The sequence below is a fragment of the Streptomyces sp. NPDC050388 genome (assembly GCF_040655635.1).
Taxonomy (GTDB): domain Bacteria; phylum Actinomycetota; class Actinomycetes; order Streptomycetales; family Streptomycetaceae; genus Streptomyces.
Genome location: NZ_JBFAKH010000007.1, coordinates 1 through 13,182, shown reverse-complemented (window position 1 = coordinate 13,182; position 13,182 = coordinate 1). Strand labels below are relative to the sequence as shown.

Below are 13,182 nucleotides of genomic sequence, written 5' to 3'. Positions count from 1 at the left end.
GGGGTAGACCGCTGCGCGATGGGCACGGCTACCACTCCGCCCGCAGCGCGCGGCGCCAGGTGCCGTCCGGTCCGGCCGGCGGGGTGGCTCCGACCGCGTAGCCGCCGCCGTCCAACCGGACGATGAGCGGGGAGGGCTGGCGCGTGTCGGAGCGCATCAGGTCGAAGCAAAACCGGCGACGGTGCCGGTCCGGCAGGGCCTGCCGGTACAGCCAGTCATGGCCTGACGCGGTGGGCGTGACGCCGGGGCGTGACGCGCCCGTGACGCCGGGCGTCACGCAGGTCAGCGCGGGGGCTGCGAAATCGCGCCCCATGGCCTCTCCAAGGCGCATAAGGGTTTCCACCGGTACCAGGGCTGCGCCCTGCCGGATCGCACGCAAGACCAGCAGCGGCGCCCGCCGCACGGTGACCGCGTCGACCTGTTGATGCCGGTAGGCAGGCGACAGGTACAGAGCCACAGCCGCCTCGCCCACCGTCATCGGCCGCGAGCGGGCCTCGGCGTACCAGAACGACAGGGCAAGCCTGTAGGCGAACTGACGGCAGGCACCCACCTCGGGAAACTCGGCACTGTCCAACGCGGCGAAGTGGTCGATGACTTCGGCGATCCCTGCCGGACCCAGCATGCGCACGGCGCCGTTGAGAGCGTCATAGAGGGTGTCGGTGTCGGGCACCGGAAGGGTGAGTTCGTCGGCACCCGTCTCGAACAGGGCGGCGGCAACCTCCCCCATCGTCAGCTCAAGCCCTCGGATGGGGACCGTGGGGAAAGCCTCAGCCGCGCGGCGGCGCTCCCGCCGCACCAGAGGCACGGCGGGAGCGGCCGGAGCCGTCACACGGGCGTACAGCGCGCCCAGCGGTCCCGGAACGGTCATCGGACACCCGCCCGGATGCGCAGAGCGGTGGCCGTCTGGTGAACCGGGCAGTACAGCGAGAAGGACAGGTCCGGGTCCGGGTCGTCGATGTCGATCGTGCCGGTCCCCCCGCACGGGCAGTCGTCCATCGACGCTGCCCCGTTCCGGGTCCGGGCGGTCTCGCTCATCCCGTGCACCCGCACGCTCAGCGCCGCCGACTTGTTCGCCGCGTCCAGACGGCTCATGTCCGGGAAGCACTGCTCATGGCGAGCCAGCAGCGCTGGCGTCACCATGCCGTCCATCTCCAGCAGGAAGAACCCGTGGAAGAACTCGGCCAGCCGCCTCAGCTCGGCCGTGCCGATCCGCTCGGCACCCTGCACGATCCACACGGCCAACTGCTCCGGAGCCCAATGGCCCTGCTGGCCCGGCATGTCCGAGGCGTACAGCGCCACGGTCCGCTCAGGAGCCGTCAAGCCGGGCACGGTCGCGGTCATCTCAGGCATCATGGAGATACCCCTTCGAGGGTCAGAGAGCGGCGGCTTTGCTTGGCCGCGAGCGCCGCTCTTGGGCTTGGGCCCTGGCGGGTCCGGTGCGCCAACACCGGATGCCCCGCCGGGGCCTTTGTGTTTCCGCAGGCAGCACGGTTGAACCACCTGCTCAACTTGTTGGTACAAGTTGCTGACTGTGATGCTGCCTTCACTGGACGCCAAGCGTCAAGGGGTTCACGCCAACATGTACCAACAAGTTGAGCGAGTGCGTCATGATGGACCCATGAGCAAGCAGCCGAAGTACCACCACGTGGCCGATGTCCTGCGCCGTGACATCGTCGGCGGCACATACCCGCCGGGGGCGCGCCTGCCTTCAGAAAGCGAGCTTCAGGAGCGGTTCAGCGCTTCTAGGAACACCGTTCGTGCTGGGTTGAAGCTCCTGGCAGGCGAGGGGCTGATCTCGTCGAGTCAGGGACTCGGCTACGAGGTGCGGAAGCACGAGGTGTTCGAACTGAACGCCTCACACTTCGAGAACCTGACGTTCCCGCAGAATGGTGACTCGTACACGACGGACGTGACGAACGCGGGGCGCCGGCCGCATCAAACCTTCCGCGTCGAGGTGACCACGACGCCGCAGTACGTCGCAGAGCGGCTGAAGGTGGAGGCGGGCTCTACAGCGGTTCTTCGTTTCTGTCACCGGTTCGTGGATGACGTCCCATGGTCGACACAGGCAACGCACTATCCGGAGTGGCTTGTGTCCAAGGCCCCAAGGCTCACGGAGCCTGGTGACATCGCCGAGGGAACCACTCGCTACATGGCAGGCCTGGGAATCGAACAGGTCGGGTACTTCGACGAGATTGCTGCTCGTATGCCAACGCCGGATGAGGCCCGTCTACTGGAGATCGGAACAGGGGTTCCGGTGTTGCTGTGGACACGGACTGGCTACTCACAAGAGCGGCCCCTCCGGTGCACGGTCACTACCTTCAGGGCGGACCTGAACCGGATGAACTACGAGATCGGCGACCTGTCCGCCAGAAGCGAGAACGAGCCTCAGTGAAGATCACTCCTGCCCTGCCAGAGGACCTGCCCAAGCTGCTTGCCTTCCGGCAGGAGGCGGCTTCCTGGCTCAGCGAGCTCGGTACCGATCAGTGGAGCCGCCCATACCCGGCCGACCGCCTGTTGGCCACGATCGAAGCGGGAACCGTGTTCATGGTGCGCGACAGAGAGGCGACTGCGGCCACCATTACGCTCACCTCTGACGCTGAGGAAGGGCTGTGGACCGAGCAGGAACTCAGCGAGCCTTCGTGGTTCATCAACAAGCTCACGGTGGCTCGCACGCACGCGGGGCAGAGCCTCGGTGGGCGACTTCTCGACTGGGCAGGAGACAGGGCTTTCAGGGCTTCCGTGAAGTGGCTCAGGCTCGATGCGTGGACGACGAACGAAGCACTACAGCGCTACTACCTCACTCAGGGCTTTGAGCACGTGCGCACCGTTCGTGAAGGCGTCGCGGTGAACGGTGGGCCTCGGGTCTCTGGATGGCTGGCCCAGCGTGCAACCCAACCGGCCGACCACGGGTTCGTGGACGAGACGCCTGCCCTTGCCTGAGAGTCCGCCGCTCCCGCCGGACGGCGGCCGCATCTGTCCGAGGTGCGGATTTCTGCGTCACCGGTGACACCTGCGACACCCACGCCTCTGACCTGCACGTTTCTGATGACGCAGAGCGTTGGAAGTGCGTCATCGGTGACGAACAGCCTGCGCCACCAGTGACGCAGATGACGCAGGATGACGCAGCCGCCGCCCTCTGCGTCACCCCCTCTAATCGCAGGTCAGGGGACGTTTCCCGGCCCTTGGCGCCGCAGGTGACGCAGCGTCTCTTCTCTTAGGACAAGAGAAGGGGTGTCTGTAGTGGTGCGGTGACTCTCAAGCTTGAAGAAGGAGCCGCTGCGCGGCGCGACCGTCAAGGGCGGCGTTGCCGCCAGAACAGCAAGAAGAGCACCGGCAGGCGCGTGGTGCTCCTCTTGCGTGTCTTCCCCGCGCCGCCGACGGGCGCGGTTGGCCTTCCAAGAAAGGACGCCCCTGGAGAGGGGCCCGCAGAACCGCCGTCCGACGGGAGCTCTCACGGCGCTTAGGCGCCTGAAGGTCACCCGCCCGAAGGGCGTTCCCTCTTGCTCTTCGAGCACAAGCGGAATCCATGACGGCGCTCTTCAGGGAGGCAGAGACACCCCCTGCCGGAACCTCTCAGGAAGGGGTTTGGCAGGTCTGACCTTCACGCCTCCCCGCCTCCCTGATCCTTGATCTACGCAGGTCAGATACAGGGAGGCACCCCAGGGAGGCACTCAGGGAGAACTCCCTACCTCCCTGGCACCTCCCCCGCTGCCTCCCCGGGAAAACGGAATGCGCGCGGGCGCCGTCCGACCGTACTTCGACGGCGCTCAGGCTCCTGAAAGGCGTCCGCCCGCAGGGCGGTCCTTCCTGCTCTCCTCGCGATGACTCGGATACGACGGCGACGGCGACGGCGACGGCGACGGGTCCACGCTGGGCCCACTCTGGGCCCTCCGAGGACGACCGGGGATGACCAACAACAACCAACAACAACCACTCAGCCGCAGGTCAGTTGGGATGCGCGGCCCGCTGACCAGGGGCAAAAAACGGGCCCGCCAGACCCAGGGCAAGAAGAAGTAACCTTCGCTCCCCAGGCCCCCTACCCGCGACTTTCTCGCCGGTAGGGGGCTCACTGCTGCGCCTGGGCCGTCAGGCCTGGGTGGTGTGGCGCCTCAGTCGGACGCGCACCCGGAAGGCGACCAGGAAGCCCACGCCCCAGGCGGCGGTCTGCGGGACGTGCGACCAAAGAGGCAGAGAAGCCACGGAGCCGCCGAGCAGCGGCAGCGACGCCGGGTTCGGGGTGATGGTGATGGTGAGAAGCGGACGTGCGAGCATGGTTTCTCCCGTTGGGTGCTCTACCGAAACGCATCGATGGGATGGGCCGCTCCCCTGCCCGGGAGCGGCCCTGAAATGCATGCGCACCTTATTGAGAAAAACCGCCTCGGCGCAAATTTCCGTTCGAGAGCGGTGCGGACCGGTGAATTCCCCCATCTGGGGCGCGTGAGCTTCTCAGTCGAAGCGCCGTACACGTGATGGTGGACGCCGGCTCAAGGTATTCAACGAAAGTGGCGCCAGCCCGCCGAGAGAAGAAGAGATGCCCTCTGTCGGGCTATGCTCGACCGAATCGCGGTCGAGCATAGCCCGACAGAGGGCATCCGATGTGGCATCAGGCGGTTCTGTCTGCGTGTTGCGCCCCGAGGGGCCGGGCGAAGGATCGGGGGAGAGCTCGATGCACCCACTCGTGGGATCCTCAGTCCGTTACCTATTGCGCCGATCCGATCCGCCATATATTGGTGGAGCTATTCAGTCGCTGTTATTCAGCTCTCTTATCCAAGCCTGCCGATCTGCGTGTAACTATCGCTTCTGCGTCGATGGCAGAGGCTGCTACGGGACTCTTATTGGGCGAACTTATTCGCGAACACCGCAGCCACAGCCTTACGGTGCGCTCCTGGCTGAACGGCATCAGGTGCGCGTACACCCGCGGCGTCAGGCCCGGGTCCGAGGGGCCCAGGTACGCGGCGAGGTCCTCGACGTTCTCCCCCGCGTCCAGGAGCACCGAGGCGTAGAACCGGAAACACGCAGGTCAGCGTCCCACCACGTCACTCCGCATCCGGTTACACGCCTTTCCGGGCCAGGGCACCGGACCATACGGAGCTAGCGTGGAAGAAGGACATCGAGCGGATGCCCGGCACCGGCCGATGAAACGGAATATGACATGACCACGCAAGCAAGCAGGACGGGCCCCGGCACCACGCCTTCCGGTGCGCCGATTCCGATCACGAAGCCCAGCGGGCCCCGCGCCGCAGCTGAGCACGTCGTCTCGAACAACACGGTGACCGTCCGCGTAGGCGACCGTCGGCTCGAACTGCCGCCCATGGACCAGCTCGCCTTCCTCGCGGGCCTCGGCTTCCTCGCGGCGCTCGAACTCATCGAGTGGCCCATCGCTCTCGCCATAGGCGTCGGGCACGAACTCGCCCGCAGCCGCCACGGCAAAGTGCTGCGCGAGTTCGGGGAGGCCCTGGAAGAAGCGTGACACACTTCCCCGACGTGCCGTCGACACCTTCCCCCGGCATCGGCGCGAACAGCTCCGGGCTGCCTCCCCAGCCTGCTTGAGTGCCCGACGGGTCGCATCCGTCAAGGCCGCGCAGGGTGAACGACATCAACGGCTGACCCCGACAGACGAAGAAGAGCCCGCCAGCAAGCTGACGGGCTCCCGGGAAAGACCGAGGCTAACCTGCCACCAGGTCAGATCGTCGGTGTCTCATCGACGATCTCCTTGTGCGGTTCGACAACGAACCTCCAGCCGTCACTGGGCTCCATGAAGCGCACTCGAGTCGGGTAGATGTCCAAGGCACGGCGGTCACGGTTCTGGCTGTTCGCGTTCTTCCGCCCCCGGGCCGGCTCCTCGAACAAGTCGACCTTGACATCCGGCACCGTGACGACCTCCTCGCTCCAGCGCTGAACGATCCCCGCGCCGAAGGCTTCCCGGGCGGCGGAGTAGAGCGCCTCCAGAGATTCCTTGTTCCCGTTGGGTACGAAGAGGGCGAGATTCAGGAGGACGCCCGCATTCTGAAGAACCTCGATTTCTTCACCTGCCTCGTCGGCAACCCAGATCCCGGGCTCTTCGGCATTGTCCGGGAGAACACTGACCTCCTGACCGAATATCGTCCTCGCGGCGAAGGACCCTCCCTCAAAATTCTTGCCCGGCTTCGTGAGAGAAGCCGGGGCGTAGCAGTCGAGAGGAAGGCCGTCCATCTCCGCCGAGACGAAGATTCCGTCCTGGAGACTCAACTCCGAAACCTCTTCGGCCGTAAGACGTCGAGCCGTGACCTTCTCGGTGTTCACGCCATTCCCCTTTTTTCGTGGCGTCCTGCGAATTCATTGAAACTCTACCACGAAAACGATCACTCAACTCCCGTTCAATTCCCGCTGAGGGAACAGCAGAAGAATCCTCCCACGTCGCCGGCGGAACGTGGCAAGCGCAGAGAAATGATGCGAGATTCAAAAGGGTACCCACCCGCCCCAACGACACTTTCGGCAACCAAGTCAGCCGTCAAGTGAAATGACGAGCAAACCTGACCGAAAGGGGAGAAGCAGACAGAGGGTGCCTTGCCGCTCAGCGCTGCGCTTGCGCTCCCATCGCGACGGGCCGTATCCCGGTCCCGACCGAGCGGACCGCGGCGCCCCCTCTCCGGATGAGGCCGGCCCTGCTGCGACTCAGGCGGGCCGCATCAGTCACCAGATCACTCACGCCCGTTCCGTACGGGCGTCGACATCGGAGCGGCTGCGACTACCCGCTGGACGGCCGCGAACGGACCGAACGGGAGGACCGGCCGGCGGTCCCGACGCTGCGGGGCGGTCGGAGGCGGACACCTCGTGGAAAAGCGTGAGCAGTCGGCGGGAGGGTGTCACATGAGCGCTCGACCGAGCGGCATTCGGACAGTGGCAGCCGAAGTGCTCACGCCATGGGACAGGTATGTCATGCCCGTGGGCACGGGCTCCCGCCCCGGCACCGCACACGGCGAGCTTTCCCGACGTCCGGGTGGCCCTGCCGGAGGGCGAGGGATCAGCAGTGATCGACGCCCTCCGCCGGCCACCGTCAATCAGCCCTTCTTCACGACGCCGGACTTGAGCCGCATCGCCCCGAACCCCTCGATCTTGCAGTCGATGTCATGGCCGTCGACGCCGTCGATCAGCCGGATGTTGCGCACCTTGGTGCCGGCCTTGATGCCCGTCGGGCTGCCCTTGACCTTGAGCGTCTTGACGACGACCACGGTGTCGCCGTCCTGCAGCACGTTTCCGACGGCGTCCTTCACGACGCGCTCCACGGCAGCGCCCTCGTTCTCCGCGCCGCTCTCGGGGGCCCATTCGTGTGCGCACTCCGGACACACGACGAGGGAATTCATCTCGTAGGTGTACTCGCAGGAGCATTTCGGGCAGGGGGGAAGGTTCTCCATCATCTCGCGAGCGTATCCAGACATCAGTACGACCGGCGAACAAGCCCGGGGTACTCCTTCCGCAGGTGGCTGCGGGCTCCTGGGAGGATCTCGTCCACCAGCGCGGTCACGGCTCGGCCGACCCGCCCGACGCCGACGGCCGGCCCCGCTCCGCCATGCACCGCGCGGTCGGCCGCCGGGCGCGTACGCTCACCGGGACCGGACGGCACTGGCGGGACGCTGGGCCTTGGGCTCGAGGCCGTCGGCCGTCTCCTCTTCGGAACCGATCGGGCTCGGGTGGGCTCTGGGGAAGCGTGGCTGGGTTTCCTCGACTGCCAGAGGGGCAGGTTCCAGCGGGCGTTGTCCGGGTTTGCCGTGTCGGCAAACGGGCTCGTCCTCTCAGCCGACTCTTTTGCATGATCGGTCCAGAGGAGACCACCGGCCCTGGAGGAGAACGCATGGACCAGAACGCCGCGGAGATCACCCACCGGTCGATCGCCTCACCCGGAGGCCGGATCCACCTCGCGGAGCAGGGAACCGGGCCGCTGGTGCTGCTCGTGCACGGCTTCCCGGAGTCCTGGTACTCCTGGCGGCACCAGCTGCCGGTGCTCGCGGCGGCGGGCTACCGCGCGGTCGCCCTCGATGTCCGCGGCTACGGCCGCTCCTCCAAGCCGGCCGCGACGGACGCGTACCGGATGCTCGCCCTGGTGGAGGACAACGTCGCGGTGGTGCACGCCCTGGGCGAGGAGTCGGCGGTGGTCGTCGGCCACGACTGGGGCGCGCCCATCGCCGCGAACTCCGCCCTGCTCAAACCGGACGTCTTCCGCGCGGTGGGACTGCTGAGCGTTCCCTACACCCCGCGCGGCGGCTCCCGCCCCAGCGAGGTCTTCGCCCGGATGGGTGGGGACGAGGAGTTCTACGTCTCGTACTTCCAGGAGCCGGGCCGCGCCGAGGCCGAGATCGAACCCGATGTACGCGGCTGGCTCGCGGGCTTGTACGCGGCCCTGTCCGCCGACACCATGCCCGCGCCCGGAGCCCCCGCCCCGCACTTCGTCAGCAGGGGTGGGAGGATGCGCGACCGGTTCCCCGTCGGCCGACTGCCCACCTGGCTCGGCGAGAGCGATCTCGACGTCTACGCCGGAGAGTTCGAACGCACCGGCTTCACCGGAGCGCTCAACCGCTACCGGAACATGGACCGCGACTGGGAGGACCTCGCCGCCTTCGACGGCGCCCCCGTCACCCAGCCGTCCCTGTTCATCGGCGGCGGTCTCGACGCCTCCGCCACCTGGCTGGCCGAAGCGATCGAGAGGTATCCGGTCACGCTGCCGGGCCTGGTCTCCTCCCACCTCCTCGACGGCTGCGGCCACTGGATCCAGCAGGAACGCCCCGCCGAGGTCAACCGGCTCCTGACCGACTGGCTCACCGCGCTGCCCGCCTGACGCACCCCTCCGGCACCCGTGCGGACAGAATCTGACCGCAACGCTTCCTACGGTCGTGCCATGGCGCAGACACAGCAGACACAGCAGACACAGAAAACGCAGAAGACCCTCGTCACCGGTGCCACCGGCACCGTCGACCGTCAGGTCGTCGCCGAACCACTCGCCCGCGGCCACGCGGTGCGCGCCCTCACCCGGGACCCGGCACGGGCCGCCCTCCCGACGGAGGTCGAGGTCGTCCAGGGAGATCCGACCGCACCCGACAGCCTGGTACCGGCCCTGGAGGGCGTCACCGGCCTCCACCTGATCACCTTCGGCGGGGCCTTCTTCGCCCCGTTGGAGACCGGCCCGCGCATCCTGGACCGGGCCCGCGCGGCCGGCGTACGCCGGGTCCCCGTACTGAACGGCGGCGGGCCGGCCCGAGGAGGTGGTCGGCTTCTTGCTCGAGGTGTACGGCAACACCCCCGAAGTGGGCCGTACCGTCGTCGACACCGTCAACGAGGTCACCGGCCACTCGGCCCGTACCTTCGCCCGGTGGGCCGTGGAGCACACGGACGCCTTCAAGGCGTAGGTCCCCGCCGAGGCGCAGGTCCCCCGTCCGCCCTGCCTGCCCTCCGTCCGATCGGCCGCCGGTCACGGCACAGTGGGGAGGCATGGAGGCGGACGGCAGGAATCTTCTGGCCCGGGGACGCGTGGCGACCAGGCTTCCGGCCCAGGACCTGGAGCGGGCGCGGCGTTTCTACTCCGAGAAGCTCGGCCTGGAGCCCGTCGACGAGCGGCCGGGCGGGCTGCTGTACCGGTGCGGCGGTACGGAGTTCGCCGTGTTCCGGTCGGCGGGGGCCGCGTCCGGGACCTTCACGCAGATGGGGTGGCAGGTCGACGACATCGAAGCGGTCGTGGCGGAGCTGAGGCGGCGCGGCGTGGTGTTCGAGGTGGTCGACCTGCCGGGGTTCCGGACGGCGGAGGACGGGATCGCCGAGATCGAGGGCAACTACCCGAGCAAGGGCGCCCGCGGCGAACGCGCCGTCTGGTTCCGCGACAGCGAGGGAAACCTGCTGGGCATCGGCGAGCCCGTCGTGTGAACGCGTCCGCGGCGGGCGGGCAGCGCTCTGCTCCGTGCTCCGCTCCCTAGAACTCGGGCCGGGCCGCCTGCCGGATGCCGTGCTGCAGGCGGCCCTCGGCCGTCAGTGCGGGAAGGGGCCGCCGAGGTTCTTGTACGACAGCTTGAGCGAGTTCACCGTGAACGTCTTCGAACCGGTGCCGGTGATGCCGGTCTTCGAACCCTTCAGCAGGTGGACCATTCCCCAACGGGTGTTGTCCAGCTGCTCGTTCGTGTCGACGATCAGGTCGGCGCGGCCGTCGCGGGTGTAGTCGGTGAGCTTGAGGCTCTGGCCGAAGCAGTCGTTGTTCTCGACCGCGCCCGCGATGCCGGAGGTGTTCTGGTGGTACGCCTTGGCCCCGGTGCCGGACAGGCCGCCCGCGCGGCCGAGCAGGACCGTGACCATGCCGCCCTGTCGCTTGCCCTCCAGGTCCTCGCCCGGAGCGCCGACGGCCAGGTCCGCGTATCCGTCACCGTTGACGTCGCCGACCGCGATGGACGCGCCGAAGTAGTCCTCCTTCTCCGAGGAGCCGGGCACGCCCGCCGTGTTCTGCGTGAACTTCACCGGCTTGCGTGAGGTGTTCGGGCCGGAGGAACCGCCGTAGTGGACCGTGACGTAGCCGCGTTCTCCGTCCGGCTGCTCGTATCCGCGGCCGATGGCGAGGTCGCCGTAGCCGTCCTTGTCGAAGTCGCCGATGGCGGTGACGGGGCCGCCTCCGAGCTGGTGGCCGCCGTCGTCCGGTACGTGTATCTCGTGCGCGCGCCGGGCGAAGGAGCTGCCGCCGCGGTGGAAGTAGGCGCTCAGGTCGACGTCGCCGCGGCCGTCCTGGAGGTCGTCGCCGAGGATGTACAGGTCGGTGGCGGAGCCCGCGTCGACCCGGCCCGCCGCCAGCTGGGAGGCGTGCAGGTAGCCGTAGTCGCCGCCGAGGGACTGCCAGCCGCTCTTTCCGCCGGCGCGGGTGAAGGGGCCCTTGAGGAGGATCGCGCCGGCCCGACTGTCGCTGATCGCGGTGAGGTCCTGGTCACCGTCGCCGTCGAAGTCGCCGGCCACGACGTCCAGCCCGAACTGGTCGCCCGAGCCCGCGTACTCCGGTGCGATGGGCGAGTGGAAGACGGTGCCCGAGCCGAGCCCCTTGGCTCCGCCCCACACCACGGTCAGTCCCCCGCGCATCCGGATGTCGCCCACCGCCTCACCCGGAGAGGCGACGACCAGGTCGGCGTAGCCGTCGCGGTCGAGGTCGGCACTGGTCGCGGCGAACCCCCAGCTGTCGCCCTCCTCCACCGCGCCGGGTATGCCGGGCGAGTCCTGGTGGATCGTCTGGACGCGCGTGCCGGGGCCGGTCGACGTGCCGTAGACGACGGTGACCCGGCCGTCCTTGCCGTGTGTCCCGCCGAGCATGACGAAGTCGCGGTGGCCGTCGCCGTTGAAGTCGTCGGCGAGCTTGGCGGGGGCCGCGGCCGCCGTGGGGGCGGTGAGGAGCGGGGTGCAGACCGCTGCCGCGAGGGCGACCGCGGTGGCGAGGGCGGTGCGTGAGGTTCTCATGACTCTCCGTTGTCCAGAAAGGGCTCCGCAGGTGACTGCAGCTGCGATCTTGCGATCTTGGACGCGTACGCGTGCCCAATGGTTGTAAACGGAGGGCGCGTTCCGCCCACGGGACGCCTCCTGTTGCGCGCGATCCGTCACGTTCCGTACTCGAGAGCCGCGGAATCGCCCTACGCTCGGAAGGTGACGCAGCATTACCTTTCGGTTCGTAAGGGACGGAAGTGACGCTTTGGCCAACGGAATTGACCCCAGCGCCTCCATGGCCGCCCTGTTCGGCTCACGGGTGCGCAAGCTCCGTACGGCGGCCGGACTGACCCAGGCCGAACTCGGCGTGAGGACCCACGTGGCGGGCACCCGGATCATCCAGATCGAGCAGGCCTCGGGGGCGAGGCCGACGCTGGAGCTGGCGCATGCGCTGGACGCCGTGCTCGGCGCGGACAACCTGCTGGTCGACCTGTGGCCGTACGTGTACCGGGAGGCGTTCCCGGACTGGTCACGCAGGTTCATGGCGTACTCGGAGCGGGCGGTGGACATCCGCGAGTACGCGGCTCATGTGGTCCCCGGCTTGTTGCAAACGGAGGACTACGCACGGGCGGTGCTGAAAGTCGGCCGAACGCTCGGCAGTGAAGAGCAGTTGGAAGAGCGGGTCACCGCCCGCGTGGGACGGCAGGAGCGCCTTGGCGCACTTGATCGACCCGAGCTGTGGGTGGTCCTCGACGAGTCGGTGCTCAGACGTCCCGTCGGTGGCCGGGCGGTGATGCGCGAGCAGTTGGCGTGCCTGCTCGAAGCCGCGGCGGGATCTCACATCACCGTGCAGGTAATGCCGTTCGACCAGGGAGAACACGATGCCATGGGTGGCTCGCTCACGGTCCTCACCCTGCCGGACGGTTCGGAGGTCGCCTACACGGAAGGGGCGCACTACGGCCAACTCATCGAGGATCCGGACGAGGTGAGGAGCTTCTCCCTGACCTACGATCGACTGCGGGCGGCAGCTCTGCCCCCGCTCATGTCGCTCGGCATGATCCGATCCGTGATGAAGGACAACCACCGTGGAGCGAACGTCCCGTCCCGATCCGAACGACGCCGCCTGGCGCAAGAGCAGCTACAGCAATCAGGAGGGCGGCAACTGCGTGGAGGTGGCGGACGGATTCCCCGGCGTCGTCCCCGTCCGTGACAGCAAGGCCCCGCACGGTCCCGCCCTGTCCTTCGGGGCAGTCTCCTGGACGGCGTTCATAGGGGAGTTGAAAACCGACCGGCGCCGGGTCTGAGCCTGCTGGGCACCGGTCACGCGGTGGCGTCCCGAACGCTCAGACGATCTCCCAGTCCAGTTCGGTCCCGTCGACCACCACACGGCGGTGACGGTCCACGATCTCGCCGGTCTCCAGGGCGGTGGCCGTCGCGTCCAGGAGGGCCGGGAGCGAGGCCCACATGGGGTGCGGCGTCAACTACCCGTCGCTAAAGCGACGGGCTTGCACAACGGGCATCACTGGCTGTGGTGCTGCGCTTGCGTCCGGCCCCGTCCCGCGGGCGCGGGAGCGGGGCGGGGGCCGTTGACGGGGCCCCGCGTCGCCACAACTCCCACGCTCTCGCACGGATGTTGCGGGAGCCGTTCCGGTCCGCGTGCTCAACGAATCCGCAGGACCGGCATACGAACCGGGCCTGGGACACCCGGTTCGCCTGGTCGATGTGCCCGCACTCGGCGCAGGTACGGGAGGTGTACGCCGGATCGAC

Annotated in this window: 15 protein-coding genes and 1 pseudogene; 8 read left to right on the top strand and 8 right to left on the bottom strand. The window is 68.1% G+C overall.

Features of this window, described 5'->3' with window-relative positions; translation table 11 throughout:
* Positions 1 to 28: 28 nt before the first annotated feature.
* Both AB0I73_RS05550 and AB0I73_RS05545 read right to left on the bottom strand, forming a co-directional pair.
* On the bottom strand, positions 29 to 727 hold the full coding sequence (locus tag AB0I73_RS05550; RefSeq protein WP_363034064.1) for a hypothetical protein: 699 nt from the start codon (positions 725 to 727) through the stop codon (positions 29 to 31).
* 137 nt (positions 728 to 864) lie between these two features.
* Entirely contained in the window at positions 865 to 1,341 is a 477-nt protein-coding gene (locus tag AB0I73_RS05545) for a hypothetical protein (RefSeq protein WP_363034062.1), read from the bottom strand.
* A 277-nt stretch (positions 1,342 to 1,618) separates the two neighbouring features.
* On the opposite strand from AB0I73_RS05545, the gene AB0I73_RS05540 reads away from it, so the two are divergent.
* Positions 1,619 to 2,392, top strand: a complete 774-nt coding sequence (locus tag AB0I73_RS05540; protein WP_363034060.1) for a GntR family transcriptional regulator — start codon at positions 1,619 to 1,621, stop codon at positions 2,390 to 2,392.
* Positions 2,389 to 2,940, top strand: a complete 552-nt coding sequence (locus tag AB0I73_RS05535) for a GNAT family N-acetyltransferase (protein WP_363034058.1) — start codon at positions 2,389 to 2,391, stop codon at positions 2,938 to 2,940. Before AB0I73_RS05540 ends, AB0I73_RS05535 begins: the two co-directional genes overlap by 4 nt.
* Before the next feature lie 1,146 nt (positions 2,941 to 4,086).
* On the opposite strand, the gene AB0I73_RS05530 is transcribed toward AB0I73_RS05535, so the two are convergent.
* Positions 4,087 to 4,272, bottom strand: coding sequence for a hypothetical protein (locus tag AB0I73_RS05530; RefSeq protein WP_363034056.1), 186 nt, complete (start codon positions 4,270 to 4,272; stop codon positions 4,087 to 4,089).
* An 880-nt stretch (positions 4,273 to 5,152) separates the two neighbouring features.
* On the opposite strand from AB0I73_RS05530, the gene AB0I73_RS05525 reads away from it, so the two are divergent.
* Positions 5,153 to 5,470, top strand: a complete 318-nt coding sequence (locus AB0I73_RS05525) for a hypothetical protein (RefSeq protein ID WP_363034054.1) — start codon at positions 5,153 to 5,155, stop codon at positions 5,468 to 5,470.
* Between the two features lie 212 nt (positions 5,471 to 5,682).
* Here AB0I73_RS05525 and AB0I73_RS05520 read toward each other — a convergent pair whose 3' ends face one another.
* Positions 5,683 to 6,282, bottom strand: coding sequence for a hypothetical protein (locus AB0I73_RS05520; protein WP_363034052.1), 600 nt, complete (start codon positions 6,280 to 6,282; stop codon positions 5,683 to 5,685).
* Between the two features lie 758 nt (positions 6,283 to 7,040).
* Entirely contained in the window at positions 7,041 to 7,397 is a 357-nt protein-coding gene (locus tag AB0I73_RS05515) for a zinc ribbon domain-containing protein YjdM (protein ID WP_109379262.1), read from the bottom strand.
* A gap of 434 nt (positions 7,398 to 7,831) precedes the next feature.
* Here AB0I73_RS05515 and AB0I73_RS05510 point away from each other — a divergent pair, with 434 nt between their 5' ends.
* The 3 genes and pseudogenes from AB0I73_RS05510 (at position 7,832) to AB0I73_RS05500 (ending at position 9,891) form a co-directional block, all read left to right on the top strand.
* Entirely contained in the window at positions 7,832 to 8,812 is a 981-nt protein-coding gene (locus tag AB0I73_RS05510) for an alpha/beta hydrolase (RefSeq protein WP_363034050.1), read from the top strand.
* Between the two features lie 60 nt (positions 8,813 to 8,872).
* A pseudogene (locus AB0I73_RS05505) lies at positions 8,873 to 9,380 on the top strand (NAD(P)H-binding protein).
* Between the two features lie 82 nt (positions 9,381 to 9,462).
* The gene (locus tag AB0I73_RS05500; protein ID WP_363034048.1) at positions 9,463 to 9,891 is read left to right on the top strand and encodes a VOC family protein; all 429 of its coding nucleotides are present in this window, start codon (positions 9,463 to 9,465) and stop codon (positions 9,889 to 9,891) included.
* Between the two features lie 102 nt (positions 9,892 to 9,993).
* Here AB0I73_RS05500 and AB0I73_RS05495 read toward each other — a convergent pair whose 3' ends face one another.
* The gene (locus tag AB0I73_RS05495) at positions 9,994 to 11,451 is read right to left on the bottom strand and encodes an FG-GAP and VCBS repeat-containing protein (protein ID WP_363034046.1); all 1,458 of its coding nucleotides are present in this window, start codon (positions 11,449 to 11,451) and stop codon (positions 9,994 to 9,996) included.
* A 259-nt stretch (positions 11,452 to 11,710) separates the two neighbouring features.
* Here AB0I73_RS05495 and AB0I73_RS05490 point away from each other — a divergent pair, with 259 nt between their 5' ends.
* The gene (locus tag AB0I73_RS05490) at positions 11,711 to 12,625 is read left to right on the top strand and encodes a helix-turn-helix transcriptional regulator (RefSeq protein WP_363034282.1); all 915 of its coding nucleotides are present in this window, start codon (positions 11,711 to 11,713) and stop codon (positions 12,623 to 12,625) included.
* Positions 12,582 to 12,719 (top strand): DUF397 domain-containing protein, encoded by a 138-nt coding sequence (locus AB0I73_RS05485; RefSeq protein ID WP_363034044.1) that lies wholly within the window; start codon positions 12,582 to 12,584, stop codon positions 12,717 to 12,719. The genes AB0I73_RS05490 and AB0I73_RS05485 overlap by 44 nt, the downstream gene beginning before the upstream one ends.
* Before the next feature lie 39 nt (positions 12,720 to 12,758).
* On the opposite strand, the gene AB0I73_RS05480 is transcribed toward AB0I73_RS05485, so the two are convergent.
* Together AB0I73_RS05480 and AB0I73_RS05475 are read right to left on the bottom strand one after the other, a co-directional pair.
* Positions 12,759 to 12,896, bottom strand: coding sequence for a hypothetical protein (locus AB0I73_RS05480; protein WP_363034042.1), 138 nt, complete (start codon positions 12,894 to 12,896; stop codon positions 12,759 to 12,761).
* A gap of 10 nt (positions 12,897 to 12,906) precedes the next feature.
* On the bottom strand, positions 12,907 to 13,182 hold a 276-nt coding region (locus tag AB0I73_RS05475; RefSeq protein ID WP_363034040.1), incomplete at its 5' end, for a zinc ribbon domain-containing protein.